Here is a 26333-nt window from a genome sequence, read left to right on the forward strand (position 1 = left end):
CGCCACGCGAATTTGTTTTGCGGTTGGTTACGGAGTGAAACAATCCCGCCACGGAAAACGTTGTGCAGCGGGAGGGAAGGCGATAGTTATAGCGTGAATGTGTCGGCGTCTTGCCAGGCGGGAAACTTCTCGCGATACTCGCGCAGCGCCGAGAGTGACAGTTCTGCATCAATGCGTGTGGCCTGATGCGGCTCGGCGGTGGCAATAATCTCACCCTGCGGATTAATCACCCGGCTGTCACCGCGATAATGATGGCCGTTGCCGTCAGTCCCCACGCGGTTACATCCTGCTACATAAGCCTGATTCTCAATCGCCCGTGCGGTGAGCAGAACCTGCCAGTGCAGCGAACGCGGCGCTGGCCAGTTGGCAACATACAATGCCAGGTCGTAATCGTTGCGATTGCGCGACCACACAGGAAAACGCAGGTCATAACAGACCAGCGGCAAAATACGCCAGCCGCGCCATTCAAAAATCACCCGTGCGTCACCCGCCTGGTAATGCTGATGCTCATCCGCCATGCGGAACAGATGACGCTTGTCATAGAAATGGACATGACCTTCGGGTTCGACCAGTAAAAAGCGGTTGACCGGGCCGCGTTCAGACTGGAGAGCGGCGCTGCCCGCGATAAGGGCGTTCATCTGTTGCGCTTTTGCGCGCATCCAGCTTACGACCTCATCCTGCGACAGCGATTTGCTCGCCGCTTCCATGGCAAATCCGCTGGTAAACATCTCGGGCAACACGATGACATCACGTCCGGAGACGGTTTCCAGTTGGCGGTCGAAATGGCGCAGATTAGCCGGGCCATCCATCCAGATCAGCGGTTGTTGCAGCAGAGTAATTTTCAAACCAGGCACGATCAAGGCTCCTCGTTGAACAACATTTTGACACTGTAGCATGAGCTATAGCGAAAATGTGGCAATAAAAAGCCCCGCATTAAGCGGGGCTAAACGTTGTGCGTATGTCGTTATGCGGCTTCGACTTTACGCACCTTCTCTGGCAGCTTTACCGGCTTAGTCGCCAGCTCCTCGGGGTCAAAGTCATCCACGTTGATACTGCGCAGGCGGCTCGCTTCGGCTTTCACCAAAATCGCGGCTTCATCTTTATCAATCAGCCCTTTCGCCAGCGCATTGTGCGCCAGTTCGTCGAGACGGGTAAATGGCAGGTTTTTACCCAGCTCTTTGCAGATCCGCTGGTGGATAGGGTCGGCTGCAATCACGTCCAGCAGCGCCTCTTCCAGCAAACCAACCGGGTTATGCTCGCTTGGCGTCAGGTATTGACCACGACCAAGGCGAGAACGGGTGGCGCTTGGAACCTGCAAAATCTTCGCGACTTTATGATCCAGCTTGTCAGACGGTGCATGGTAGTGGCGACCGGTCGGGAAGATAACCACGTTCAGCAAGCCTGCGACCAGACGGTTCGGGAAGTTTTTCAGCAGATCGTCCATTGCCTGTTCCGCTTTGTACAACGCATCCTGAACGCCCCAGTGAACCAACGGCAGATCCGCTTCATTACGGCCTTCATCGTCATAACGTTTCAGAACCGCAGAGGCCAGATACAGCTGGCTTAACACATCGCCCAGACGCGCGGAGATACGTTCACGACGCTTCAGGCTACCGCCCAGTACGGCCATGGACACATCTGAAAGCAGTGCCAGGTTGGCGCTCAGACGGTTCAGGTGCTGGTAGTAACGTTTGGTCGCATCGCCGGTTGGCGTGCTGCTGGTTAAGCCACGCGTCAGGCCAAGCCAGAAGCTGCGCACTTTGTTACTGCCGACGTGACCGATGTGTTTGAACAGCAGCTTGTCGAACGCATTCACATCGTTACTCTGCGCTGCAGCCATCTCTTCCAGAACGTACGGATGGCAGCGAATCGCACCCTGACCAAAGATCATCATGCTACGGGTCAGAATGTTGGCGCCTTCAACGGTAATAGCGATTGGCGCACCCTGGTAGGCACGGGCAAGGAAGTTGCTTTCGCCAAGCATAATGCCTTTACCGCCAGTGATATCCATAGCATCGATGATTGACTGCTGCCCACGGTGGGTACAGTGATACTTCACGATAGCCGACAGCACCGCCGGTTTTTCGCCCAGCATTATCCCGTAGGTAATCAGCGACGCCGCAGCATCCATCACGTAGGCGTTACCCGCAATACGCGCCAGCGGCTCTTCGATACCTTCCATCTTGCCGATAGAGATTTTGAATTGGCGACGAATGTGCGCATACGCACCGGTTGCCATCGCGACCGATTTCACACCGCCCGTCGAGTTAGACGGCAGGGTAATACCGCGTCCCACGGACAGACATTCCACCAGCATGCGCCAGCCCTGACCGGCCATTTTCGGACCACCAATGATGTAATCAATCGGTACAAAAACATCTTTGCCCAGCGTCGGACCGTTCTGGAACGGCACGTTCAGCGGGAAGTGACGACGTCCAATTTGTACACCCGGCGTTGAGGTTGGGATCAGCGCACAGGTAATGCCGAGATCTTCTTCACCACCCAGCAGTTTTTCCGGGTCGGAGAGTTTGAATGCCAGGCCCAGTACGGTAGCGATAGGGGCCAGCGTAATATAACGTTTGTTCCAGGTCAGGCGCATCCCCAGCACCTGCTGGCCCTGCCAGTCGCCCATACAAACCACGCCGGTATCAGGGATTGCGCCTGCATCGGAGCCTGCTTCCGGGCTGGTCAGAGCAAAGCATGGGATCTCCTGACCACGCGCCAGACGGGGCAGGTAATGATTCTTCTGCTCTTCGGTGCCGTAATGTTGCAGCAGTTCGCCTGGGCCTAATGAGTTAGGTACACCAACGGTGATCGCCAGGATCCCGGAAACGCCGGAGAGTTTCTGCAGAACGCGAGCCTGTGCATAGGCGGAGAATTCCAGCCCGCCGTACTCTTTCTTAATGATCATCGCGAAGAAGCGGTGTTCTTTCAGATACGCCCACAGTTCCGGGGGCAGATCCGCGAGTTCATGGGTTATCTGGAAGTCGTTCGCCATGCGGCACGCTTCTTCCACCGGGCCATCAATAAACGCTTGTTCTTCAGCTGTCAGATGCGGCTGAGGATAGTTATGCAGTTTTTTCCAGTCTGGCTTACCCTGGAACAGGTCGCCTTCCCACCAGGTCGTACCGGCATCAATCGCTTCTTTCTCGGTGCGCGACATCGGCGGCATGACTTTACGGAAACCGCGGAACACCGGCGCAGAGATCATGGATTTGCGCATCGGCGTAAAGTTAAACGGTACGAGGATAATGGCCAGAGGAACCAGCAGCCAGACTGACCACAGGCCAGCTACGCCAAGCGCAGCCGTCCAGGCGAGCAAAATTAAGCTGCTGAGGAATAAGCTCACGCGGTGATAAAACAGAACGCTGAGCAGAACAACCGTAGCGATAATACTCAAAATCATCATAACGAAAAGCTCCCTTGCTTGTAGGAGGTCTGACCACTTGTGATGATATGGTTGTAGTGGATGTAAATTCTTTTAGCAATGTGTTTACAAAATAATTACAACAAAGCTCACATTGTTGCCGTTTTAACCGGCACAAAAAATCAAAAGCCGCAGCCATTCCTGTGGCTTGTACTTCTCGCTGGTAGCGCTATCCGGTACACTGCATCTTGTCATTTACATTCATGCTGAAGGATATCCTCATGTACCAGGATCTTATTCGTAACGAACTGAGCGAAGCGGCGGAAACGCTGGCTAATTTTCTTAAAGATGACGCCAATATTCACGCCATTCAGCGCGCGGCGGTTCTGTTGGCAGACAGCTTTAAAGCCGGCGGTAAGGTACTTTCTTGCGGTAACGGTGGTTCCCATTGCGATGCGATGCACTTCGCCGAAGAGCTGACCGGACGCTATCGCGAAAACCGCCCTGGCTACCCGGCGATCGCTATTTCTGACGTCAGCCATATTTCCTGCGTCAGTAACGATTTCGGTTACGATTATGTGTTCTCCCGCTACGTTGAAGCCGTGGGCCGCGCGGGCGATGTCCTGTTAGGCATTTCTACTTCGGGTAACTCTGGTAACGTAATTAAAGCGATTGCCGCAGCGCGCGAGAAAGGGATGAAAGTTATCACCCTGACCGGGAAAGATGGCGGCAAAATGGCGGGCAGCGCAGATATCGAAATTCGCGTGCCGCACTTTGGCTACGCTGACCGTATTCAGGAAATTCATATCAAAGTGATCCATATCCTGATTCAGCTGATCGAAAAGGAGATGGTTAAATAAGCCGATAATTTTGCCGGTCTTATCGGGCCAGGAACTTGTAGGCCCGATAAGCGAAGCGCCATCGGGCATTGTGCCGGATGGCGACGCAAGCGTCTTATCCGGCCTACAAGCTGTGCTTTGCTGGTCTTGGCAGGCAATTAACCGTTTTAAGGTAGGTGATGTATGTGCGAACTGCTCGGGATGAGCGCCAATGTGCCAACCGATATCTGCTTTAGCTTCACCGGGCTGGTTCAGCGCGGCGGAGGTACCGGGCCGCACAAGGACGGCTGGGGTATTACGTTTTATGAAGGTAAGGGCTGCCGTACGTTTAAAGATCCGCAACCCAGCTTTAACTCGCCTATCGCCAAACTGGTACAAGACTATCCCATCAAATCCTGTTCCGTGATTGCCCATATTCGTCAGGCGAATCGCGGTGAAGTGGCATTGGAAAATACCCATCCCTTTACGCGTGAGCTGTGGGGACGTAACTGGACGTACGCCCATAACGGACAGCTCAGCGGCTATAAATCGCTGGCAACCGGAAATTTCCGCCCGGTTGGGGAAACCGACAGCGAAAAAGCCTTCTGCTGGCTGCTCCACAAGCTGACGGAGCGTTATCCGCGCACGCCTGGCAATATGACGGCAGTATTTAAATATATCGCGATGTTGGCAGGAGAATTGCGGGAGAAGGGCGTCTTCAACATGCTGTTGTCTGACGGGCGTTATGTGATGGCCTTTTGCTCGACCAATTTGTTTTGGATCACCCGTCGTGCGCCGTTTGGCGTAGCGACACTGTTGGATCAGGATGTGGAAATCGATTTTAGCTCAGAGACCACACCTAATGATGTGGTCACCGTGATTGCCACTCAGCCGCTAACCGGCAATGAAACCTGGCAAAAGATTATGCCAGGCGAGTGGGCATTATTTTGTCTCGGGGAGCGTGTAGTTTGATGCCAGCTGCGGCTGAACCACTTCGTGACTCAACGGCTTGCTGATTACGTAACGGCCATCGACGACGGAAACGGTCGGTGGCTTACGCGTTTGTTCAAAGTAATCGTATCCCGGCTTAAGCTGCGCCCAGAAATCTTTGTAATACGAGAACTTATGGCGCTGCATGTTGGCGTCGGTCATGCGGAACGGGTAAATGCTAACCTGTACGCTGGACTGCCCAAACACTAGCGCGCCGGTGACAAACTGGAAAATCTCATCAATGCCGTTGTCGGTCATCGCGTAGCAGCCGACGGAAACGCAGGCGCCGTGGATCATCAGGTATTTACCTTCATAACCGTGTGCGCGGTCGTAGGCGTTAGGGAAACCAATGTTAATCGCTTTATAGAAACGGCTATCCGGTTTCAGCTGCCCGCGTTGTACGCTGTAAAACCCTTCCGGACTTTTGAAATCGCCCTGACGCTGTTTCGGCCCCAGGCCGCCGGAATAATTGCAGATCTTATAGCTGTCGAGCAATTGATACTGTTCACCCATCTTGACGTACAGATCCAGCGTGCGCTCTTCTTTGAAGATCTGGATATAGACGGGGGAGCCCATTAATTGCTGCTTATATTCTTTGCTGACGGGCGTCGTCGGGCTGCTGCTGCTCAGCAAACCGGCAAATGAAACGCACGGCAATAAAAGCATCGCAAGTAAAAATGCGATTTTACGCATACTGCTTATTCCTTGATAAAACGATTACACACGCCAGGACGGCAAAAAGAGTCCCCAAATCGGATAAATCTGGATCTGGAGCGCTCACATTATCACCCAGAGAGTTTTTCGCAAGTCTCTCGTGCGGCGTTTACACTTTAGATTTTCTTTATACGGAAAATTGTACTTAAAGGCAGTCAGACACTGGCGTATTTTGTGCGTGAGCGCACTTCATTTAGTCTTATGAGTGCAGAAATTCTAATGTATTGAATTTAAAAAATTAATAATTTAATAATCGAATATTAAAATGGAATACCCGGCAATGGCGGTAGACTGCGTCGAACGTATTTGATTAGGTATTCTTGTTTTTATGTCTTTAGTCTCTGCGCCCCGACGCTTTTTGCCGGGTCTGCTGTCTTTGTGTGTTGTGTTGTCCTCTCCGTCTGTCGCCAAAGTCCAGCCCCTCATATCTGACGCCCATTTAAGCTATGCAGCGCAAATGCGCATGCGTAATCGCGCCCGGCTGCTGAAGCAGTACCACGCGCAGGTAAAAAAGCAGGCAAGTTATGTGGTGGAAGGAAATGCGCAAAGTAAAAGCGCGCTGCGCCAGCAAAACAGGACGCTGATTAAACAGCACCCGGAGTGGTTCCCTGGGCCGCTGAAAGCGAGCGATCATCGCTGGCAGGAACTGGCTGAGAATGATCATTTTCTCAGTAGCGATCATCTGCACAACATGACCGAAGTGGCAATTCACCGTCTTGAGCAGCAGCTAGGTAAACCGTATTTGTGGGGAGGGACTAGCCCGGATCAAGGGTTTGACTGCAGCGGGCTGATTTTTTATGCCTACAACAAAATCCTGGCGGCAAAACTGCCGCGTACGGCGAATGAAATGTATCACTACCGGCGGGCAACCATCGTCGCCAATCGCGATCTTCGCCGTGGGGATTTAGTGTTCTTTCATATTCACAGTCGAGATATTGCCGATCATATGGGCGTCTATTTAGGGCAGGGACAATTTATTGAATCGCCGCGTACCGGAGAAACCATTCGGGTGAGTAATTTATCCGATGATTTCTGGCAGGATCATTATCTCGGTGCCCGGCGTATTCTTACGGAAAATACTATTCTGTAATCAACAAGGCGGTGCGAATGGCACCGCCTCGTCAGGGGTTAACTCAACGCCCCCATGATCTTTAATTCCAGCTCATCCGGAACTTCGTTATAAGACAACACCTGCAAACCCGGTGCGAACAGGCGCGCATAGCGCGCGAGCAGAGGACGTAGCTGCGGTGCGACCAGCAGGACCGGTTCTTTCCCCGCGGCTTTCATCTGTTCTTTAATCTGTGGCATATTGGTCTGGAACTGATTGAGCATATTCGGATCGACCGGTACGCTATCGAGCACCACTTTGCCGCTTTGCTGAGCCTGATTCACCACATTTGCCAGCAGATTTTCCAGCTCATTGTTCAGGGTGTACACCGCCAGCTCATCTTTGCGTACAAACGGATGGGTAATGCTGCGACGGAGCGCCAGACGCACATCTGCTGTTAACAGAATATGATCTTTGGTGACGGCGCTACTGGCGACCAACACGGTGGCAATCGTGACGATATCGCGCAGCGGCACGCCTTCGACCAGCAGCGCCCGGTAAACCTTCAGGAGCTGGCTATAATTGAGCGCTGCGCTCAGATCTTCCGCCAAACGGGGCGCCATCGAGGAAAGGCGGTTATGCAATTGCGTAATATCGTCGTAGTTAAACAGGTCAGGAATATAGTTGCGAATGATCTTATTCACATGCGTCGCGATGACGCTGGCGCTATCAATAACCTGATACCCCATATTTAGCGCTTTGGCTTTTTGCGCCGGGACAATCCACGTGACCGGCATACCGTAGGCCGGATCGTGGCCTAAAACACCATCGATCTCGCCGTAGGTTTCACTGGAAGGCAGCGCCATCAGCTTATCTGAGGGAATATCGGCCTCATCAGCCTTGATCCCGTTGATAAAAATGGCGTACTGGGTCGGTTTTAGACGGAAGTTTTCGCGAATGCGAATTTCCGGTAGCAACACGCCGTTCGTGTCTGAGATAACCTGGCGCACACCGCGAATACGTTGGGTAAGCGGGTTCCCTTTGGATTTGTCCACCAGCGACACCAGCTTGTACCCGAGGCTCAGGCTAATTGGCTCAATCAAGGGGATCGTTTCCCAACTGACCTGTTGCTCGGTGGTTTCAACGATGGTTTTGGTCAGCGTCTCAAGGTTTTTCTCTTCAGTCTCAGCCACCTTCGGGCGCTTGCTCATACGCCAGGCGGTGAATCCCAGCAGGGCGCTGAACACAAGGAACGGGAAATGCGGCATCCCCGGCACCACCGCCAGTACAAACATAATGCTGGTGGCGGTATAAAGCACGGAGGGGCTGGCCAGCAGCTGGCTTCGCACGTCAGTGGCGATATCACCGCTGTCGCTCACGCGAGTAACGATAATTGCCGCCGCCGTCGACAGTAGCAGAGACGGGATCTGGGCGACCAGACCGTCACCGATGGTCATCAGTACGTATTGCTGGAATGCGGCTTCGGCGCTTAAATCGTATTTGAAAATACCGATACAGACGCCGCCGATCAGGTTAATGGCCAGGATCATCATCCCAGCGATGGCATCACCGCGCACGAACTTCGACGCACCGTCCATTGCGCCATAGAAATCCGCTTCGCCCGCCACGTCTTTACGTCGCGCCTGTGCCTGGGCCTGATTAATCAGCCCCGCGTTCAGATCGGCGTCGATCGCCATCTGCTTCCCGGGCATGGCGTCGAGGGTAAAGCGGGCCGAAACTTCTGAGATACGTTCGGCACCCTTGGTCACCACGATAAAGTTGATGATCATCAGGATGATGAACACCACAAAACCGACGACAAAGTTACCGCCGATCACCACCTGACCGAAGGACTCAATCACCTTACCGGCAGCGCCTGCGCCCATATGGCCGTGCAGTAACACCACGCGCGTTGACGCCACGTTCAGCGTCAAGCGCATCAACGTGGTGATCAGCAAAATGGTCGGGAACAGGCTGAATTCGAGCGGGCGTTTCGCGGAAACGGCCACCAACAGCACCATCACCGCCAGCACGATGTTAAAGGTGAACAGAATATCCAATAGTGCTGGTGGTAATGGCAGGATCACCATCGCCAGGATACACAGTATTACCAGTGGAATACCGATGTTACCGTTACGCAGCAATGCGAGGAGTTGTTTAGTTGTTTTCGGCATCCAGTTTAAGAACCTCTTTTGGAATGGAAATATGTCTGTTCAGCGATGGACGTGCTTGTGAACCGTCACGCCAGTGCTTCATTTGCAGTACATAGGTCAGGACGTGTGCAATCGCCCGATAAAGTTGAAATGGGATCTGTTGATTGACCTGGGTGGTGTAATAAACCGAGCGCGCCAGCTTAGGAAATTCAACAATCTCAATGTTGCTTTCCGCCGCCACCTGACGGATATACAGCGCGATTTCATCGGTGCCTTTGGCGACAACAAAAGGCGCGGCGGCGCGTGACTGGTCGTACTGCAACGCCACGGCATAGTGGGTTGGGTTGGTGATCACCACATCGGCTTTTGGCACGACCTTGCGAATTTGCCCCATCGCCATTTGCCGTTGCAGGCGACGGATCCTGGCCCGTACTTCCGGTTTACCTTCCTGATTTTTATATTCTTCCTTCACTTCCTGTTTGGTCATCTTCAACCCTTTGGTGAACATTTTTTTCGCCAGAGGAACATCGATCACCGCGAAAAAGACAAACAGGATGACAAAGTTGCGCATGATGCTGCTGTACAGCGCCAGGCCATCGCTGACGGCTTGTTTGAAATACAGCTCCTGCAGACCCAGAAAGGCGGCCACGTTATTGCGCACGCTAATCCACAGCATCACCAGTAGCACAATCGCTTTGAGCGTCATCTTGCCGGTGTCCACCAGGTGGTCGGTAGAAAATAAGCGGCCAATTCCTTTGAGCGGGCTTAATTTGCTAAAGTCCGGCAAAATTTTCTTTGGCAGGAAAAGCCAGCCTCCAGGAATTAGCGAGGCAAACAGTGCGGCGACAGGCATGGGTAATAGCGTCAGGATGAACTTGGCTAAAATCAGCAAATGGTGTTCGAGAAACTGACCGATGATGTCCGGGTTGTTAATGTTCTGCGCATACTGATGCACGCTGATAAAGCTTTCGCGGACAAAATCCTCATACCAGGGGAAGCTGCTGGAAATCACCATAAACGCGGCAAACAGACTGGCGGCAAGCCCCATATCTTTTGAGCGCGGAATTTGCCCCTCTTGCCTGGCTTTGCGAAGTTTTTGCGCCGAGGGTTTTTCTGTTTTTTCTTCGCTGCTGCTATCCGCCATAGTGCCCCTTGAGCGCGTCAAGCTGCTGCAAGACGAAGTTCGCCAGGTGCAGATAGTGGTCGGGCAGGTTATAGAGCAGAGTCGCAAAGCAGATAAGACCTGCCAGCATGTTGATCGGAAAACCTAACGAGTACAGGTTGAGCGGAGGCGCAATGCGGTTAAGCAAACCAAAGCAGCCCTGGACAATCAGCATGATAAAGGTTGTCGGCAGCGCCAGCAGCGTGGCCGCGGCAAACACCCAGCCCAGCGCAAGGGAAATGGTACGCAGAGATTGCGGATGCAGCGCATTGCCAATCGGCCAATACGTAAAGCCTTTGAATAAAATGCTCACCAGCAGCAAATGCCCATCCATCGCAAAGAACAGTATTACCGCGTAGATGTTGATCATCTCCGCCAGGACCGTCGTTGACGCGCCGCTGCTGGGGTCGTTCATCACCGCCATGCTCATCCCCATATTGAATGAGAGGATCTGGCCCGCCAACTGCAGCGCTAAAAATAAAAACTGCAACATCAGGCCGAAAAGCATGCCCCACAGAAACTGCTCTGCGGTCAAAATAATGCTGTTGATCGACAGCAGGTTGTCAGGAACCGGATGGGGGATAAGCGGCGTAATGATAAAGGCCAGCGCCAGCGACAAAATAATGCGTATCCGCACCGTGAGCGCCGCGTTATCCAGCACCGGCGCGTAGTGAATAAACGCCATAATGCGCACGAATGGAAACCACATGCCCAGTATCAGGTTACTTAACTGTGTAACGTCTGTTTCGCGCATATCAGTGCACCAGAATGGCGGCCTGAGTGAACAGATGCACGCAGAGATCGCTCAACTGGACGATCATCCATTTACCGCAAATGCCCAATACGGCGAGGGTGACGATAAGCCTGGGCAAAAAGCTGAGCGTTTGTTCGTTAATCTGCGTCACGGCCTGAAAAATGCTGACCAGCATCCCTACCAGCAGGCTGGGAACGACCAACACGCAGACTAAAATGATCACGACTTTTATGCCGCTGGCGACGATATCTGCGGCTACATCAATGGTTAACATATCCGATCTCCGTTAGCCCAGTCCCAGACCGCGAATACTGGAGGTCAGCGTACCGACGGTCAGCGCCCAGCCGTCAATAAGCACAAACAGCATCAGCTTAAAGGGCAGCGAAACGATCAGCGGCGACAGCATCATCATCCCCATCGCCATCAGTACGCTGGCAACGATCAGGTCGATCACCAGGAATGGGATGTAAATCATGAAGCCTATCTGGAAGGCGGTTTTCAGTTCGCTCAGCACATATGCGGGAACGATAATGGAGAGATCCTGATCGGCTGCGTTACCTTTCGCGTTGGCGATCGTCATTATTTGCGCAATCGCTTTTTTGTTGGTCTGCGCCAGCATAAAGCGCTTCAATGGTGAGGCTGCGGTGCTCAGGGCGTCGGGGAGCGTGATCTGATCGTTTTCAAAAGGCACAACCGCGTGGTCGTAAATGTTGATCCAGATTGGACGCATCACCAGCATGGTTAACGACAGCGCAATGCCTATCAGTATGCGGTTAGGCGGTGTTTGTTGCAGCCCCAACGCCTGGCGCAGCAGGGAAAGTACGATAATAAAACGCGTAAAGCAGGTCATCATCAGCACCAGGGTAGGCAGAATGCCCACCAGGGTCATCAGGATCAGGACCTGGATTTTTACGCTGTATTCCTGGCTATTCCCGTGAGAAATCACATTCAGCAACGGGATATCTCCCCCTTGCGCGCAGGCAAAGGGAGAAAGGATGAGTAACGAGATACCCAGTATGAGCGTGAGGGTTGGTGCGCGTTTCATGGTGCCAGGTCGTTGATTTCATTCGTGTTGAATTCAAGGACGCGCAGGCCATATTTTTCATTCACCACCACCACTTCAGCCTTGCCTAGCAGGATGTTATTGACCTTAATATCCAGCGGCTCACCGGCGAGCTTATCCATCTCAATGACGGTGTCGTCATCAATGTTCAGCAGATCGGACAGCATCACTTCCACGGATGATACTTCCAGCGTTAGCGTGACCGGAATACGTTTCAGTAACGACATCGACTCGGAAAAACGGTCTTCTAAACGCGCTACCAGCGTCTCTGTTACCGACGGCGCGGGCGGCGTGGTTGTTTCGGGCGCTAACTCGAAACCTTGTTCTAAAATATCTTCTGGCTTACTCATAGGATTTCTCCGTCTTGCTCGTTAATTCGGACAAAAACAGTTTGTCTTTGTCCTCTACGATCAGGGCATTAAATAATTCGGATTTCCCGATATAAACAGGGAAAGTATCAGGCATGGCGATAGGTAAAATATCCCCAGGCTTAATCGTCGTCAGGTCGGCGACATTAAGGGATATTTCTGCAATCTTGACGTTCATGGTCAGTGGCAGCGTATGAATAATTTCTTTGATCAGCGTTTTTTTACGCGTCTCAATGCTGGCTTTATCAACCTGCTTTTTCTTCTCGCCGTGCTCGCTACGGCGGATCAAATTCAGAATGTAATCGGTATGCGAATCGTCCAGTAAGATGCGGAAACTGCAATTCTCATCATCACCTAATACAAATGTAAGTTGATAAGCCCAGTGGGTTTGTATGGTGCTGCTGTCGGGTTTAAGCGTCAGTGGAATACCGGATATATTTTTATTAAAAATGATATTGCAAATATCCAGTGCCAGTCTGCTTCGCAGCCGAACTTCTGTTTTGGTTGGTAAATCATCCTGCGACTTCTCATCTGCGAGAGAAGATGTCAGGCCATAAAAGTTACCTAATAACATTAACAATAATGCGCGATCGATATCAAAAGCTAAATGTCCTACCTGAGAAACTAATAATTCCGCACTTTTATTGATAACATCCATCTCACAGTGTATTTTTTTAAGTGTTATATTTGTGCGATGTTTTTTCAGAAAATAGTTTCCGAGATGTGATTCAATTGTATCAAAATTACCCGTAAACATAGTCGGCAGACGATGATAAGGACGCCCAAGCCGGTTTCCTTCAAGTTTAAAGATTCCGGGCGTTTGACTATATTTCAGCATGGTACGCTTTCTCAGCTGTAATTTCTGGGGCGGATGAATTGATATCAAATCCCGCGGTTATCAAAAAAAATACAAATCCATTTAATTTATGGTTCATCCCTGACGCTATTCTCATATTGTTGAAGTCCATTAGATATGAAATGCAGTACCTACTTTCGTCTCTGATGTAGGGCTGCACATTAGATATTCTACCTCTCTCCTCTGCAAGTTATTAATGGCCTCAGGCTATAATTAAAAAATAATTAATTACGCATACGTGATGTTCCCCACTCATCCTCTAACCTTCTTACACGATGTCTTGGTGGTTTATTTTTATACTGTAATCATGATAAGTTGTTGTTTTTATTGTAATAATATTTTTATTATCTTTTAATTTAAGATTGTTAATAGCACCAGTGATAGTATTTTTTTAGGAAAAACCCTATCTGAAAATAGTCTTCAGTGGGGCTGCCCTATGAAAGGGCGGTAAAACATGAGCAAGGATGGGATTAAGACATGGCACGGGCGATATCTATTATTCGATGATTGTGCTTTGGAATGATTTGTATATTTCTCGTAACGGATGTTAACTTTACTTCTAAGTGTAAAATAATCATGTTTGAACTTATTGCCGAAGCAACCTCCAGCATTAACGTTTTTTCAATGGCAAGGCGTATTGCTGCTTTTAATGTTCCAGTCCTTATCCATGGCGAAACCGGTACTGGTAAAGAATGTGTCGCCAAATTTATCCATTCAATTGCGTCTGCGCAGGAACCTCAGGCACCTTATATCGGGGTGAACTGTGCCGCTATTCCTGAAAATATGCTCGAAGCCACGTTGTTTGGTTATGATAAAGGTGCATTTACCGGGGCGGTGGCTACCGTGCCAGGGAAAATGGAATTAGCCAATAACGGCACATTACTGCTGGATGAGATTGGCGATATGCCTTTAGCGCTACAGGCTAAAATATTGCGTGTATTGCAGGAGCAACAGGTTGAGCGTTTAGGCAGTAACCGTTTAATCAAACTGAACTTCCGTTTAATTGCCTGTACCAATAAGAATCTTGAAGAAGAGGTAGCCGCAGGACGTTTCAGGGAAGATCTCTATTATCGGTTATCCGTTATTCCGTTGACCATGCCGCCGCTGCGCGAACGCATGGAAGACATTATTCCGCTGGCGGAATCCTTTATTAAAAAATACTCCACGGTACTGGTTAAAAATATCAAGCTTTCAGAATCATCGCGCTGGGCATTACTCAGCTACGAATGGCCGGGGAACGTGCGTCAGTTGGAGAACGCGATACAACGGGGAATGATCCTGAATCGTGATGGCGTCATTTATCCCGATACCTTAGGTCTGCCGTCCATTGAGTCTGATTCCTGGAGCGAGCCACAATGGCAGCCGAAGCCCAGTATGCCAATAACGACCAGCGACAATCTGGGGCAGCATGGCCGCAGTGCGCAGTATCAATATATCGCTGACCTGATGCGTAAATATCAGGGCAATAAAACCAAAATTGCTGATTTATTAGGCATTACCCCACGCGCGCTTCGTTATCGTCTGGCGTCAATGCGAAAGCAGGGAATCGAGATCTTTTCCTGAATCAGTCTGTAGTACCGAAAACGCTTTTTTAATTTTAAGAGTAGGTCATGAGCATAAATACGATAGCCCCAGCCAGTACCATGCAGACGCAAATGATGCAGGACATGCAGCAGATGAAAGCGGTCGCCCAGGCGCCCGTCCTTTCGCCGATGCAGATTAACGCCGTGGGCGCCCAATCGGCATCTTCTCCGGTCTCGTTCGACCGCGTTATGCAAGGCGCGTTGAATCATGTTGATCAATTCCAGCAGGTCGCGGAGCAAAAACAAACGGCCATTGAGATGGGGAAAAGTGACGACCTGGCGGGGGCCATGATTGCCAGTCAACAGGCATCGTTATCGTTTTCTGCGCTGGTACAGGTCAGAAATAAAGTTGCTTCCGGATTCAATGACCTGATGAGCATGTCAGTCTAACGCTATGAATGAATTAATAAAAAAACTCACTCAGCTTTTACCCTCGTTCTCTTTCAAGTTGGATGGTAATAAACGCCTGGTGCTGGTGGCGGCTGCGGCGCTTGCGGCTACCGCCATCATTGTCAGCGTGCTGTGGAACGGTAACCATGGCTATGTTTCGCTGTACGGTAGCCAGGAAAATCTTCCGGTTTCACAGATAGTCACCGTGTTGGATGGCGAAAAGCTGGAATACCGTATCGACCCGCAGAGCGGGCAAATTTTGGTTCCGGAAGACGCGCTGTCGAAAACGCGGATGACGCTGGCGGCGAAAGGCGTGCAGGCCATGCTGCCCAGCGGCTACGAGCTGATGGATAAAGACGAAGTGTTGGGTGCCAGTCAGTTTGTGCAAAACGTCCGTTACAAGCGGAGTCTGGAAGGCGAACTGGCGCAGAGCATCATGACGCTGGACGCCGTCGAGAGCGCCCGCGTGCATCTGGCGCTAAATGAAGAGAGTTCATTTGTCGTCAGCGATGAGCCGCAAAACAGCGCCTCGGTCGTGGTGCGTCTGCATTACGGCAGCAAGCTGGATATGGACCAGGTCAATGCCATTGTGCATCTGGTGTCCGGCAGCGTGCCCAATCTGAATGCGTCGAAGGTTAGCGTTGTCGATCAGGCGGGGAATTTACTGTCCGACGGTATTGGCGCGGGAGAAGCCGTTTCTGCGGCGACGCGTAAGCGCGACCAGATCCTTAAAGATATTCAGGATAAGACCCGTGCCAGTCTCGCAAATGTCCTCGACTCTCTGGTCGGCACCGGCAACTACCGGGTGAGCGTGATGCCGGATCTCGATCTGAGCAATATCGACGAAACCCAGGAGCATTACGGTGATACGCCGAAGGTAAATCGTGAAGAAACGGTACTCGATAGCGATACCAACCAAATCGCCATGGGGATCCCTGGCTCACTGAGTAACCGTCCACCGTTGGCGGCAAACCAGGTGGCGAATGGTGCCAATGGAACTGAGCCAGAGGAATCTCGCCAGCCAGCCGCGCTATCAAAACATAGCGAGAACAAGCGCGACTATTCCTGGGATCGTAGCGTTGAGCATATCCAGCACCCAGGATTCGATATCAAACGTTTGAATGTGGCCGTGGTGCTTAACCAGAGCGCGCCGGCATTGAAAAACTGGAAACCGGAACAAACCACGCAGTTGACGGCGCTGTTGAATAACGCAGCCGGGATTGATGCCAAGCGTGGCGATAATCTGTCCTTATCACTGCTTAATTTTGTACCGCAGTCGATCCCCGTCGAGCCGGTGGTTCCTTTGTGGAAGGATGACAGCATTCTGGCCTGGGTGCGCCTGATTGGTTGCGGCCTGCTGGCTCTGCTGTTGCTGCTGTTTGTTGTTCGTCCGGTCATGAAACGGTTGACCGTTGAACGTCGCCGTACCACAGCACCAGAGTTGGCGCTGGATACTGTACCGATAGCAATTCCTGCGGAGAAACCCCATTTTGCGGCTGCTGAAGATGAACGCAAAAATATCGAACTGCCTTCTTTCCCTGGTGACGACAGCCTGCCTTCGCAGAGCTCTGGTCTGGAAGTGAAGCTGGAGTTCCTGCAAAAACTGGCGATGAGCGACACCGATCGCGTAGCTGAAGTTCTCAGACAATGGATTACCAGCAATGAGCGAATTGACAATAAATAACGGCAGTAACAACAGCTACCTCGAGCAGGCCGCAATTTTATTGCTGTGTCTGGGCGAGGAGGCGGCAGCCACGGTGATGCAGAAGCTCAGCCGCGAAGAGGTCGTTCGTCTGAGCGAAAACATGGCGCGTCTGTCTGGCGTAAAAACCAGCATGGCGAAAAAAGTGATCAATAACTTTTTTGATGAGTTCCGCGAGCAGAGCGGCATCAACGGCGCCTCGCGTTCCATGCTGCAAGGGATCCTCAATAAAGCGCTGGGAACAGAAATCGCCAGCAGCGTGATCAACGGCATTTACGGTGATGAGATCCGCTCGCGGATGGCGCGTTTGCAGTGGGTGGAACCGCGCCAGCTGGCGATACTGATCTCAGAAGAACATTTGCAATTGCAGGCCGTATTCCTTGCCTTCCTGACGCCGGAGATCTCGGCCACGGTACTGTCTTACATGAATGAGTCGGTGCAAAACGAGATCCTCTATCGGGTTGCCAAACTCAACGATGTGAACCGCGACGTGGTGGATGAGTTGGATCGGTTGATCGAACGTGGGCTGTCGGTGTTGTCCGAACATGGTTCGAAAGTGAAAGGGATCAAGCAGGCCGCGGATATCGTAAACCGCTTCCAGGGGAATCAGCAGGTGATCCTCGATCAGTTGCGCGAACGCGATGAAGATGTCCTCGAACAGTTGCAGGACGAAATGTACGACTTCTTCATCCTGAGCCGCCAAAGCGATGAAGTGCGCCGTCGTCTCCTTGATGAAGTCCCGATGGAAGACTGGGCGGTCGCGCTGAAAGGTACCGAAGCACTGTTGCGCCGTTCGATTTATGCCGTCATGCCTAAGCGTCAGGTACAACAACTGGAAGCGATAACGTCGCGCCTGGGTCCGGTTCCGGTGAGCCGCATTGAACAGATCCGCCGTGAAATCATGGGGATTGCCCGCGAGCTTGAGGAAGCGGGTGAAATTCAGCTTCAGCTGTTTGCTGAACAGACGGCGGAGTAACACATGGCGATTGAAACTATTCGTGGTCGTTACCGACTGCACCGCTTTCCTCCACGCCAGCGCCATTTGCAGGCTGAACAGCTCACGCCGGGGATCACGCCGGCGGATTATCAGCGCCAACTGATGGACGGCTTCCAGGAAGGTCTGCAAAAAGGCTTTGAACAGGGGATGACCGAAGGCCAGGAGCAGGGTTTTCAGGAAGGTCATCAGAAGGGGCACGATGAAGGCCGTCGTCAGGGATACACTGAAGGCAGCCTGGCCGGACAGCAGGAAGGGCGTAAGCAGTTTGAGCGGGCAGCGCAGCCGCTGGCAGTTATCTCCGACAAAGTGAACGATTACCTGGCGCACATTCAGCGTAAACAGCGGGAAGACCTGCTGCAGCTGGTGGAAAAGGTCACCCGCCAGGTGATTCGCTGTGAGCTGGCGCTGCAACCGACGCAGCTACTATCGCTGGTTGAAGAGGCGATTTCGGCCTTTCCGGCGACGCCCGAGTCGCTACAGGTCCTGCTGAGTAATGAAGAATTTAACCGCATTAAAGATGCCGCGCCGGAGAAGGTCGCTGAATGGGGCCTGACGCCATCCTCCGATTTGCAGGCGGGCGAGTGTCGGGTGATTACCGATAAGTCCGAGCTGGATATTGGCTGCGAGCATCGGCTCGACCAATGCATGTCGGCGTTGAAAGAATCGCTTCTGCCGGAGCCGACGGGTGAGTGACCTATCCTGCTTTGACAACGCGCTGCGCTCCATTGAGTCGATCCCTTTAGCCCGGGTTGCCGGGCGGCTGGTGCGCGTGAACGGCATTTTGCTGGAGAGCGTGGGCTGCCCGCTGGTGACTGGCCAACTGTGTCGCGTCGAAAGCGCCAACCATACGTTGATCGACGCGCAGGCGGTGGGGTTTAACCGCGATATCACCTACCTGATGCCTTTCAAGCACCCCGTTGGACTGATGGCGGGCGCGCGCGTTTTCCCCGAAGAAAAAGCTCAGGAGATCCTGATAAGCGAAAGCTGGCTGGGGCGGGTAGTCAATGGCCTGGGCGAACCGCTGGATGCCAAAGGGCGTCTGACGGGTAATGACGTATTGCCGCCTCAGGCGCCTTCTATCAACCCCCTCACACGCCGGTCGGTGAATCAACCGCTGGATGTCGGCGTGAAAGCAATCAACGGTCTGCTCACTATCGGCAAAGGCCAGCGCGTGGGCCTGATGGCCGGTAGCGGTGTGGGAAAAAGCGTGCTGTTAGGGATGATCACCCGCCAGACCAAGGCCGATATCGTGGTGGTGGGGTTAATTGGCGAGCGTGGTCGCGAGGTGAAGGAGTTTATCGATCACTCGCTGGGCGCGGAAGGGTTAGCAAAATCTATTATTGTGGCGGCACCGGCGGATGAGTCGCCGTTAATGCGCTTGAAAGCCACCGAGCTTTGCCACTCTATCGCCGCCTGGTTTCGCGATCGTGGACATCACGTTTTACTGCTGGTGGATTCGTTAACCCGTTATGCCATGGCGCAGCGTGAGATTGCGCTGTCACTGGGTGAACCTCCGGCGACGAAAGGCTATCCGCCGTCGGCGTTCGGCATGATCCCTAAGCTTGTGGAAAGTGCGGGCAACAGTGAAAGTGAAGGATCTATGACCGCCATTTACACGGTACTGGCGGAAGGAGACGATCAGCAGGATCCGATCGTCGATTGCGCGCGTGCGGTGCTGGACGGGCATATCGTATTGACCCGTAAGCTGGCGGAGGCCGGACATTATCCCGCCATTGATATTGGTCAGTCGATCAGTCGATGCATGACCCAGGTAACGCCCCACGATCACCAACAGTCGGCCCGTTTGCTGAAACAAAACTATGCCGCCTATATGGAAATTAAACCGCTGATCCCGTTGGGCGGATATGTTGCTGGGGCCGATCCCAGCGTGGATAAGGCCGTCAAAGTATTCCCTGCCATCGAGCGTTTTCTGCGCCAGGAAGTCAGTGAACCGGCCTCTCTGGAGCTGGTGCAAAGCCGCTTACAGGCTCTGTTTCCGCTGGCGAAGAAAACGGAAGGTAAATAATCATGCGGCAAATTATTGATACCCTGGCGCAGTTGCAGCGCCTACGGGATAAATCGGTCAAAGACATGACGGTACAACTGGCTAAACAGCAGCAGGTTTGTACTGGTTTTGACAATAACATCAAAGCGCTGGGCTACCTGATCCAAAAAACCGGCATCGGCGTTGATGCGCCTTCCGTTGAATCGCTCAAAAATGTGACCGGATACAAAGGTACGTTGCGCACGGTGATTGCCTGGCAGGAGCAGGAGAAAACGCTGGCTAAAATCAAAGAGCAGCGTATTCAGAAAAACCTTGTTGCGGCGGCCTGCGAAGAGAAAATTGTCGCCATGACGCTCGATGATAAGCGCTACGAGTTAAGCAATGAGGCGCTGGTAAAAGAGCAAAAAGCCGTTGATGAGATTGCCGCGCAATGTTGGCTAAGGCAAAAGACGCTGGGACGGATATGAAAACGATTATTACTTTCGGCACGTTTGATGTTTTTCATATCGGGCACCTGCGTATTCTGCAACGCGCCGGGCAGTTGGGGGAGCGACTGATCGTCGGTATCTCTTCCGATGCGCTAAATATGCAGAAAAAAGGCCGGATGCCGGTTTACAGCCAAAGCGATCGCATGGGGATTGTTGCCGGACTGAAATGTGTGGACAGCGTGTTCCTTGAAGAGTCGCTGGAGCAAAAAGCGGATTATATTCGCCAGTTTAATGCCGATACGCTGGTGATGGGCGATGACTGGGCAGGACGCTTTGATAGTTTGTCGTACCTGTGCGAAGTGGTTTATTTTCCCAGAACGCCATCGATTTCGACCACCTCAATAATTGAGGTGGTGAAGAAATTTAAATAAGAAATTATAAGTGATAGTATTTCCTGACTGAATTTTTATGAAGTAAGGAGTAGACCGTTAATCACGGTGTTTATAAGCCAAGTGATATAGTTCTGAAATGTGTTTTACTTTCATTCCAAATTTAGCGAAGAGGATATCAAGAGATTTGTTTGAATGAATAGTAATATGACCATTTCGTGGAGCTATATACCAAAAGTTCATTAACTCAGCCAGGTGTAAGTCATTTGTGAGAGTTGAAAAGAAGTATTTCCCATTCTCTTGATCCAGAAGAGAGTCTATAATCTCCATTGTTTTGACTGGCGTTGGCGTATGCTCCATGACTTCAAATGAAGTCATAAACTCGAATCTTTCCTCTGGCATTGGTGCTGAATTATTAAATGGATCCCAGCCAACAGCATCAGTACCATATTCTTTTAGCAACTTTACCAGTTGACCGTCGCCGCAGCCAAAATCAATCATGCGAAAACTTTTGAGATTTTTGAAAGCATTGTGCAGCAAATTGAAGTTATGGGTAGACCTTTTAGAGATAAAATTGGGATCATGTTTAGTATACTCTGCATTGTATATATGCTGGGAATAATCATCATCAGACCATGTATCAAAAGCGTGGGTATATATTAAACCGCAGTTTTTGCATTTATAATAATAGATAGCATGGCCGCTGAGAGGATAGTTGTATCTATGCACATTGTTGCCATAGCAAGATACATTAAAGTCAGTCACTCCATAGAGTTCTGGTGATGAATCGCAAATTTTGCATTGGGGGGATGGTGTCGAATGTAATTTCATGAATCGTCTCAATAATCTCAATGTATTTTTAGGGCAGGAAGTGACTTTTCTTCATTTATGGCTTTTTTTACTATCGATCCATGAATCCAGTTGTTGCTGTAGATGATGAAAGTTATCAGCTAATACCTGCGCCATATCCGCTGAGAAAAAATGCGTGATATGAGGATGGGCCCCACCCATACGCTGTCGGTCCACCTTTTTGAGATCGAGGTATGGAGTACCTGACTTACTATCTTTTAATAATGTTAAAATATCTAACTGGTTTGCCGGATCGGTTTTCCATAGAAACATCTTGAATTTACTATCTACTTTCATCAAATGAAAATATTCATTGGTGATAGCATAACCTTTTTTTAAGGGGCTTCCCTGGTGTTGGCTTTTTTGTTGTGCAAATAGATTTCGGCTAAAGCAGACTTTACGTTGCGGGGTTAAGGCAAAAAACTTATTGTCACAACTCGTTGAAGGTACATTTGCTAATGTCAAAACCGTATTATAGATATCAACCATGCTAACCATATGATTTAAATCAGCCGATTTCATTCCAGGACAAAAAATAAACGCTGGGGTATGTACTAATGATGTATACGGTTCAATACCATGGGCATAGCCGCCATAAAAGTCATGTCCCCAAAAGTCATCACCATGATCGCCAAAGGCGACGATAATTGTATTATCGAGTTTTTGGGATTCCAGTAGCATTTTAATGGTCTGGCCGACCATAAAATCCATGCTTTGATAACCGCGCTGCCAGCGTTCGAGGCTGTTAGCGCCTCCTTTTTTGATGTCGTCGTAATAACAAAGATGGCTACTGAGATTCCATAAGTAGAGCGCAAAGGGTTCCGGCCGCGACACGACCTGCTGCATTTCTGCCAGCATTATTTTCGATGTGTCATACCAGTTAAAGGTATCTGTTTCACTCCAGATTGCATCGACATTTGCCCAGTTTTTTGGGTATCCCATACCTGCTGTGGTGTATCCGTGCTGCTTTAAAGTATCGAAAAGCGCGGGACAGTGTCGATGAATGGAGATGTTTTCCTCAAGATGGGTATTATGCTCTAACGTATTGTCATCCCCGTGTAAGAGGTCGCTTAACGCCATCAGTGAGGAGGTTGCCGTCGAGATAAAGTTATTAAATCGCAGCGACTGGTTATAGATTTTATTAGTAAAAGGAAACCACTGTCGATTATTAAAAATCGTGTGATTAAGACTTTCAAGATGCAAAAATATAATGTTTTTTTTCATGTTATTCACATATTAATAGTTCGAGCATGCTGATGTCGAAGACAGGAATGCCGGTGACAGAGGAAACGTCCTGCCGCTCGCGAAAACTGTCATCGATAAATATGGCGTCGGGTTCGTGAATATAATCACTTTTTTTATCGTGTTTACCCAGGTGGGTGACGGTGTCAAATAAAGCGTTAATCCGCCGTTGCGCCAGTTCAGCGTAAATATCACCGGTATGACGCGTGATGAGATGAATTTTTATTCCGCGATTCAGACACTGGCAGAGAAAGGTGAAGACAGGCACGCAGAGTTTATCTTTTAGCACTACCGTATCATCGTAGTCGATGTACACATGCCGGTAGGTAAAATCATACGTATAGTGATTGGCTAAGCTGCGGGTAATTTGCAGGTTTTCAGCGAGCGGGCGCAGCGAGACGTTAACGCGCATACTTTCGTACAATGTCAGCATGGCGAAATTGATGCCATTGGCGCGGTTGAGCGCCATTGTTCCAGCAATTCGCGGAGCAACTTCCAGTAATGTCAGCATACCCGAGGCAGAACGCTTCAACTGAAAAAACCATGCGCCGTATAACTGTAATCGCTGTGATATAGCACGTGCGTAAGTTTCAACTTCCGGCAGGCTGACTAATGCGGAAGTCATCGCAATACCGGCTCGTATCCGCGAGCGTACGCGTGGTTGGCAAAACAATAACCCCTGCACGCGATCGGAAAAACAGTCCACGGTGAATTCTTCACCGTTTAAATATTCACATATGATCAGGTCATTTCTCTGTGCGAGAACCGATGCCAGCCTCTCTGGGGAATCAACCCGCAAAGCTCCTTGCGCACCTTGCCCGCGGTCGGGTTTGACAAATACGGGCCAGTGCGCGATCTCTTTGGGATCATTGAATACGGCTGGAAGAGGGACCGTATCCTTAAGCGCCTGGTAGGTTTTACTTTTAAACCGCGTGATGCGGCATGTTTCCTGCGATGGGCAGAGTACCGTAGCGGAAAGCACTTCCCGGTTTTCAGAAAGAAAAAGAAGGGCGTCATCATGAGCCGGAAAAATATAATCAATACTTTCTTGGACAAGTAATGCCTGCAAGACGGGTAACCCATCCTGATGCGTAACATCCGGCACGACATGGTATTCGCAAGCGTAGTGGCGGGCATGGCTATCGTAGTCGGCACCAGCCAAAACCAGATTAATGTTTTTCTCGTTGCGCAGAGACAGGTATATCTCACGCCCAATCTCGGTTCCCGCGGGGAAGATAAGGACATTGATCATGCGGTAATCAGCTCGATAATGGTGCTAAGTTCAGCGGATGTCATATCTGGATAAATCGGCAGGCACAGCACCTGTTCGGCGATTTGGTTTGCTACTGGCAGCATCTCTTTATTGGCGCCAGACATGTTTTTGTACATGTTGAGATTAGACAGCAGGGGGTAGAAATACCGCCGCGTTAAGATGTTATGGCTTTTGAGATGATCGTATAACGCATCCCGCGACATTTTATAATCAGGACGCACGAGGATCGGGAAATAGCTGTAGTTACTCTTGTGATTAGCGTTGCCTGCAGGAATGAAAATGCCTTGTGTATTGGCCAACTGCTCACGATAACATTTATCGATTTGTTGGCGTTTCGCGATCGCCTCATCTACATACTGTAATTGCAAGAGACCAAAAGCGGACTGGACCTCATTCATTTTTCCATTAATGCCAGGTGCGACAACGGTTAACTCGTCAGCAATACCAAAGTTCTTCAGATAATCGATGCGTTGTTTGGTTTTTTTATCGTAGCTAACGATGGCACCACCTTCAAAGGTGTTGAACACTTTGGTGGCATGGAAGCTCAGTACGGAAAGATCGCCATGGCGTAGAATGCTTCCGCCACAATCTTCTACAGCAAAGGCATGCGCCGCATCGTAAATAACAGGAATACCGTAATTATTGGATATTTTTTCAATTTCTGTGGTGTTGCAGCTTTGCCCGTAGACATGTACCGGCATGATCAATCCCGTTTTGGCGGTAATTGCAGATTCAATCAGCTGGGGGTTGATGTTAAAGCTGTGTGGATCAATATCAACAAATACCGGCGTTAACTGGTTCCAGAGAATACTGTGCGTAGTGGCAACAAAAGAATAGGGCGTAGTAATGACCTCACCCTTAATTCGCAGCGTTTGCATCGCGGCGATTAAGGCGATGGTGGCATTACAAAACAGCGAGATATAGGGTACGTTCAAATAAGAGGCTAACTTTTCCTCTAGCAGTTGATGCATCACGCCGTTATTTGTTAATTGCTTACTTGACCAGATCTCTTGCAGATAAGGCATAAACTCCTCAAGCGGAGGCAAGAAGGGTTTGGTGACGGTGATAAGGTTTGGTTCTGCTTGTTTCATTACTGAAGATCCTGAGAGAATTTTGCGCTGATTTGTTGGTATTGGTCGGGCAGTCTGCTTTTGAGGCTGGAGAGGATCGTGTTTTTTATTTTATTATCAGTAATGCTCTTTAAGGCCGCGAAATATAATTGCGGTAAAATCTCCAGACGAACGTCACAATAAATGATGGCTTGCACAATATGATATTGCGCTTTGGTAACATCTTTATTGTGAACGGCAACGATAAAACCCTGGAAATGCAACAAAGGGTCCGTTGGTCGCTCAATCAACAGTTCATCAATATCTTCCTTGACCAGCGTATGATCGGGGTGAGCATATTGTTTCCAGCGACTGTTCATCGCTTCTACCCAGGCGTCTTCATGTTTCCATTGATTCAGGATCATCATCCTGTTTCGGTACATTAATTTGCTGTTATCTTTTCTGTACCAGGTGTTATTGTCATGTCGACGGTAGTAGGCCACTAAACGCTGCGTTGAAATAAAATGACCCTGGCGAGAAAGTTTCAGAAACATGTCCCAGTCTTCCTGGACCAGTTGCGGATCGGAACGCTCTATCTTCAGGTACGCCTCACGGCGGATTAACGATCCGATATAAAGACTAAGATTTCCGGAAACCAACAGATGATGAAAAACGTCGCCATCAAGAAAAATGTCGCTGTAAGGAAAACGCGAGCCGTCAGGCATGATGACCTGAATGGCGCTATAGCACATTACACAGTGCGGGTTTTTCTCTAACACATTAACCTGGTGAGAGATTTTAGTGGGAACAATAAGATCGTCTGAGTCGACCACGGCAATATATTTTCCCGTGGCCATGTTCATGGCTTCGATGATCGGTTTATCGCCAGTTTTATCCTTCTGCGAATAATAGTTGGTCTCCCGCAGTATCGTTTTGCAGTTATATTTCTGCTGATATTTTTTTATGATCTCGACGGACCGATCGGTAGAGGCATCATCGACGATAATGACTTCGGTGTTTTTCCACGTCTGGTTAAAGACGCTATCCAGCGCCTCTTCAAGGAAAGCGTCGTGGTTATAACTGGTAACGATAATACTCACTAAAGGCGTTGGCATAGCGTAATCTCTGGCGAA

The 26333-nt window shown here is 50.4% G+C and carries 26 protein-coding genes; 11 read left to right on the plus strand and 15 right to left on the minus strand.

Going from position 1 to position 26333, the window contains the following annotated elements:
• Positions 1-86 precede the first annotated feature (86 nt).
• Both E1B03_RS05645 and fadE read right to left on the minus strand, forming a co-directional pair.
• The gene (locus tag E1B03_RS05645) at positions 87-854 is read right to left on the minus strand and encodes an amidohydrolase (protein WP_133085815.1); all 768 of its coding nucleotides are present in this window, start codon (positions 852-854) and stop codon (positions 87-89) included.
• A 110-nt stretch (positions 855-964) separates the two neighbouring features.
• Positions 965-3409 carry an acyl-CoA dehydrogenase FadE gene (gene fadE, locus E1B03_RS05650; RefSeq protein ID WP_103770883.1) on the minus strand — a complete coding sequence of 815 codons (2445 nt, stop codon included), beginning with the start codon at positions 3407-3409 and terminating at the stop codon, positions 965-967.
• 239 nt (positions 3410-3648) lie between these two features.
• Between fadE and lpcA the strand changes: the two genes are divergently transcribed.
• Together lpcA and E1B03_RS05660 are read left to right on the plus strand one after the other, a co-directional pair.
• A complete protein-coding gene (gene lpcA, locus E1B03_RS05655) occupies positions 3649-4227 on the plus strand; it encodes a D-sedoheptulose 7-phosphate isomerase (protein WP_043015239.1) in 579 nt (192 codons plus the stop codon).
• 162 nt (positions 4228-4389) lie between these two features.
• The gene (locus E1B03_RS05660; RefSeq protein WP_103770884.1) at positions 4390-5157 is read left to right on the plus strand and encodes a class II glutamine amidotransferase; all 768 of its coding nucleotides are present in this window, start codon (positions 4390-4392) and stop codon (positions 5155-5157) included.
• Here E1B03_RS05660 and dpaA read toward each other — a convergent pair.
• On the minus strand, positions 5128-5868 hold the full coding sequence (gene dpaA / locus E1B03_RS05665; RefSeq protein ID WP_133085816.1) for a peptidoglycan meso-diaminopimelic acid protein amidase: 741 nt from the start codon (positions 5866-5868) through the stop codon (positions 5128-5130). The two genes, E1B03_RS05660 and dpaA, sit on opposite strands and share 30 nt — an antisense overlap.
• 349 nt (positions 5869-6217) lie before the next feature.
• Between dpaA and E1B03_RS05670 the strand changes: the two genes are divergently transcribed.
• Positions 6218-6979: a C40 family peptidase gene (locus tag E1B03_RS05670; protein WP_103770886.1), complete on the plus strand. Its 762-nt coding sequence runs from the start codon at positions 6218-6220 to the stop codon at positions 6977-6979.
• A 38-nt stretch (positions 6980-7017) separates the two neighbouring features.
• On the opposite strand, the gene E1B03_RS05675 is transcribed toward E1B03_RS05670, so the two are convergent.
• From E1B03_RS05675 to E1B03_RS05705, 7 genes are read right to left on the minus strand one after another with little or no spacing between them, the layout of a single operon-like run.
• Positions 7018-9111, minus strand: coding sequence for a flagellar biosynthesis protein FlhA (locus E1B03_RS05675; RefSeq protein ID WP_087053138.1), 2094 nt, complete (start codon positions 9109-9111; stop codon positions 7018-7020).
• Entirely contained in the window at positions 9095-10234 is a 1140-nt protein-coding gene (flhB, locus tag E1B03_RS05680) for a flagellar biosynthesis protein FlhB (protein ID WP_103770887.1), read from the minus strand. Before flhB ends, E1B03_RS05675 begins: the two co-directional genes overlap by 17 nt.
• Entirely contained in the window at positions 10224-11006 is a 783-nt protein-coding gene (fliR, locus tag E1B03_RS05685; protein WP_103770888.1) for a flagellar biosynthetic protein FliR, read from the minus strand. Before fliR ends, flhB begins: the two co-directional genes overlap by 11 nt.
• Before the next feature lies 1 nt (position 11007).
• Positions 11008-11280 carry a flagellar biosynthetic protein FliQ gene (locus E1B03_RS05690; RefSeq protein ID WP_003838859.1) on the minus strand — a complete coding sequence of 91 codons (273 nt, stop codon included), beginning with the start codon at positions 11278-11280 and terminating at the stop codon, positions 11008-11010.
• A gap of 12 nt (positions 11281-11292) precedes the next feature.
• Positions 11293-12051: a flagellar type III secretion system pore protein FliP gene (gene fliP / locus E1B03_RS05695; protein ID WP_103770889.1), complete on the minus strand. Its 759-nt coding sequence runs from the start codon at positions 12049-12051 to the stop codon at positions 11293-11295.
• Positions 12048-12419, minus strand: coding sequence for a FliM/FliN family flagellar motor switch protein (locus E1B03_RS05700; protein ID WP_133085817.1), 372 nt, complete (start codon positions 12417-12419; stop codon positions 12048-12050). The genes fliP and E1B03_RS05700 overlap by 4 nt, the downstream gene beginning before the upstream one ends.
• Positions 12412-13275, minus strand: coding sequence for a FliM/FliN family flagellar motor switch protein (locus tag E1B03_RS05705; protein ID WP_133085818.1), 864 nt, complete (start codon positions 13273-13275; stop codon positions 12412-12414). Before E1B03_RS05705 ends, E1B03_RS05700 begins: the two co-directional genes overlap by 8 nt.
• A 594-nt stretch (positions 13276-13869) precedes the next feature.
• On the opposite strand from E1B03_RS05705, the gene E1B03_RS05710 reads away from it, so the two are divergent.
• Genes E1B03_RS05710 through E1B03_RS05745 form a run of 8 tightly spaced genes read left to right on the plus strand, consistent with a single transcriptional unit; the run spans position 13870 to position 20829 of the window.
• Positions 13870-14856 (plus strand): sigma-54 interaction domain-containing protein, encoded by a 987-nt coding sequence (locus E1B03_RS05710; protein WP_133085819.1) that lies wholly within the window; start codon positions 13870-13872, stop codon positions 14854-14856.
• A gap of 47 nt (positions 14857-14903) precedes the next feature.
• A complete protein-coding gene (gene fliE / locus E1B03_RS05715) occupies positions 14904-15266 on the plus strand; it encodes a flagellar hook-basal body complex protein FliE (RefSeq protein WP_016149599.1) in 363 nt (120 codons plus the stop codon).
• 4 nt (positions 15267-15270) lie between these two features.
• Positions 15271-16950 carry a flagellar basal-body MS-ring/collar protein FliF gene (fliF, locus tag E1B03_RS05720; protein ID WP_133085820.1) on the plus strand — a complete coding sequence of 560 codons (1680 nt, stop codon included), beginning with the start codon at positions 15271-15273 and terminating at the stop codon, positions 16948-16950.
• Positions 16928-17944, plus strand: coding sequence for a flagellar motor switch protein FliG (locus E1B03_RS05725; RefSeq protein WP_003838846.1), 1017 nt, complete (start codon positions 16928-16930; stop codon positions 17942-17944). Before fliF ends, E1B03_RS05725 begins: the two co-directional genes overlap by 23 nt.
• 3 nt (positions 17945-17947) lie before the next feature.
• The gene (gene fliH, locus E1B03_RS05730) at positions 17948-18658 is read left to right on the plus strand and encodes a flagellar assembly protein FliH (protein WP_103770895.1); all 711 of its coding nucleotides are present in this window, start codon (positions 17948-17950) and stop codon (positions 18656-18658) included.
• Complete coding sequence (gene fliI / locus E1B03_RS05735) at positions 18651-19991, plus strand: flagellar protein export ATPase FliI (protein WP_103770896.1); 1341 nt, start codon at positions 18651-18653, stop codon at positions 19989-19991. Before fliH ends, fliI begins: the two co-directional genes overlap by 8 nt.
• 2 nt (positions 19992-19993) lie before the next feature.
• Positions 19994-20437, plus strand: a complete 444-nt coding sequence (gene fliJ, locus E1B03_RS05740; RefSeq protein ID WP_103770897.1) for a flagellar export protein FliJ — start codon at positions 19994-19996, stop codon at positions 20435-20437.
• Positions 20434-20829 (plus strand): FAD synthase family protein, encoded by a 396-nt coding sequence (locus E1B03_RS05745; RefSeq protein ID WP_103770898.1) that lies wholly within the window; start codon positions 20434-20436, stop codon positions 20827-20829. Before fliJ ends, E1B03_RS05745 begins: the two co-directional genes overlap by 4 nt.
• 57 nt (positions 20830-20886) lie before the next feature.
• On the opposite strand, the gene E1B03_RS05750 is transcribed toward E1B03_RS05745, so the two are convergent.
• Genes E1B03_RS05750 through E1B03_RS05770 form a run of 5 tightly spaced genes read right to left on the minus strand, consistent with a single transcriptional unit; the run spans position 20887 to position 26315 of the window.
• Positions 20887-21618, minus strand: a complete 732-nt coding sequence (locus E1B03_RS05750) for a class I SAM-dependent methyltransferase (protein WP_133085821.1) — start codon at positions 21616-21618, stop codon at positions 20887-20889.
• 51 nt (positions 21619-21669) lie between these two features.
• Positions 21670-22860: a sulfatase-like hydrolase/transferase gene (locus E1B03_RS05755; protein WP_103770900.1), complete on the minus strand. Its 1191-nt coding sequence runs from the start codon at positions 22858-22860 to the stop codon at positions 21670-21672.
• A 1-nt stretch (position 22861) separates the two neighbouring features.
• Positions 22862-24130 carry an ATP-grasp domain-containing protein gene (locus tag E1B03_RS05760; RefSeq protein ID WP_103770901.1) on the minus strand — a complete coding sequence of 423 codons (1269 nt, stop codon included), beginning with the start codon at positions 24128-24130 and terminating at the stop codon, positions 22862-22864.
• Entirely contained in the window at positions 24127-25242 is a 1116-nt protein-coding gene (locus E1B03_RS05765) for a DegT/DnrJ/EryC1/StrS family aminotransferase (protein WP_133085822.1), read from the minus strand. The genes E1B03_RS05760 and E1B03_RS05765 overlap by 4 nt, the downstream gene beginning before the upstream one ends.
• Positions 25242-26315 carry a glycosyltransferase family 2 protein gene (locus E1B03_RS05770; protein ID WP_165955296.1) on the minus strand — a complete coding sequence of 358 codons (1074 nt, stop codon included), beginning with the start codon at positions 26313-26315 and terminating at the stop codon, positions 25242-25244. The genes E1B03_RS05765 and E1B03_RS05770 overlap by 1 nt, the downstream gene beginning before the upstream one ends.
• Positions 26316-26333: the final 18 nt, after the last annotated feature.

Origin of the sequence: Citrobacter arsenatis (assembly GCF_004353845.1) — a bacterium.
Classification (GTDB): domain Bacteria; phylum Pseudomonadota; class Gammaproteobacteria; order Enterobacterales; family Enterobacteriaceae; genus Citrobacter; species Citrobacter arsenatis.

Excerpts from the sequence above, each read along its gene's own strand:
- E1B03_RS05675 (WP_087053138.1), bottom strand. The coding sequence starts at position 9,111 with ATGCCGAAAACAACTAAACAACTCCTCGCATTGCTGCGTAACGGTAAC.
- fadE (WP_103770883.1), bottom strand. The coding sequence starts at position 3,409 with ATGATGATTTTGAGTATTATCGCTACGGTTGTTCTGCTCAGCGTTCTG.
- E1B03_RS05670 (WP_103770886.1), top strand. The coding sequence starts at position 6,218 with ATGTCTTTAGTCTCTGCGCCCCGACGCTTTTTGCCGGGTCTGCTGTCT.
- E1B03_RS05690 (WP_003838859.1), bottom strand. The coding sequence starts at position 11,280 with ATGTTAACCATTGATGTAGCCGCAGATATCGTCGCCAGCGGCATAAAA.
- fliJ (WP_103770897.1), top strand. The coding sequence starts at position 19,994 with ATGCGGCAAATTATTGATACCCTGGCGCAGTTGCAGCGCCTACGGGAT.
- E1B03_RS05745 (WP_103770898.1), top strand. The coding sequence starts at position 20,434 with ATGAAAACGATTATTACTTTCGGCACGTTTGATGTTTTTCATATCGGG.
- E1B03_RS05755 (WP_103770900.1), bottom strand. The coding sequence starts at position 22,860 with ATGAAAAAAAACATTATATTTTTGCATCTTGAAAGTCTTAATCACACG.
- E1B03_RS05700 (WP_133085817.1), bottom strand. The coding sequence starts at position 12,419 with ATGAGTAAGCCAGAAGATATTTTAGAACAAGGTTTCGAGTTAGCGCCC.
- fliF (WP_133085820.1), top strand. The coding sequence starts at position 15,271 with ATGAATGAATTAATAAAAAAACTCACTCAGCTTTTACCCTCGTTCTCT.
- E1B03_RS05765 (WP_133085822.1), bottom strand. The coding sequence starts at position 25,242 with ATGAAACAAGCAGAACCAAACCTTATCACCGTCACCAAACCCTTCTTG.
- E1B03_RS05705 (WP_133085818.1), bottom strand. The coding sequence starts at position 13,275 with ATGCTGAAATATAGTCAAACGCCCGGAATCTTTAAACTTGAAGGAAAC.
- fliH (WP_103770895.1), top strand. The coding sequence starts at position 17,948 with ATGGCGATTGAAACTATTCGTGGTCGTTACCGACTGCACCGCTTTCCT.
- E1B03_RS05770 (WP_165955296.1), bottom strand. The coding sequence starts at position 26,315 with ATGCCAACGCCTTTAGTGAGTATTATCGTTACCAGTTATAACCACGAC.
- fliR (WP_103770888.1), bottom strand. The coding sequence starts at position 11,006 with ATGCGCGAAACAGACGTTACACAGTTAAGTAACCTGATACTGGGCATG.
- E1B03_RS05660 (WP_103770884.1), top strand. The coding sequence starts at position 4,390 with ATGTGCGAACTGCTCGGGATGAGCGCCAATGTGCCAACCGATATCTGC.
- E1B03_RS05750 (WP_133085821.1), bottom strand. The coding sequence starts at position 21,618 with ATGAAATTACATTCGACACCATCCCCCCAATGCAAAATTTGCGATTCA.
- dpaA (WP_133085816.1), bottom strand. The coding sequence starts at position 5,868 with ATGCGTAAAATCGCATTTTTACTTGCGATGCTTTTATTGCCGTGCGTT.
- fliE (WP_016149599.1), top strand. The coding sequence starts at position 14,904 with ATGAGCATAAATACGATAGCCCCAGCCAGTACCATGCAGACGCAAATG.
- E1B03_RS05760 (WP_103770901.1), bottom strand. The coding sequence starts at position 24,130 with ATGATCAATGTCCTTATCTTCCCCGCGGGAACCGAGATTGGGCGTGAG.
- flhB (WP_103770887.1), bottom strand. The coding sequence starts at position 10,234 with ATGGCGGATAGCAGCAGCGAAGAAAAAACAGAAAAACCCTCGGCGCAA.
- E1B03_RS05725 (WP_003838846.1), top strand. The coding sequence starts at position 16,928 with ATGAGCGAATTGACAATAAATAACGGCAGTAACAACAGCTACCTCGAG.
- E1B03_RS05710 (WP_133085819.1), top strand. The coding sequence starts at position 13,870 with ATGTTTGAACTTATTGCCGAAGCAACCTCCAGCATTAACGTTTTTTCA.
- lpcA (WP_043015239.1), top strand. The coding sequence starts at position 3,649 with ATGTACCAGGATCTTATTCGTAACGAACTGAGCGAAGCGGCGGAAACG.
- fliP (WP_103770889.1), bottom strand. The coding sequence starts at position 12,051 with ATGAAACGCGCACCAACCCTCACGCTCATACTGGGTATCTCGTTACTC.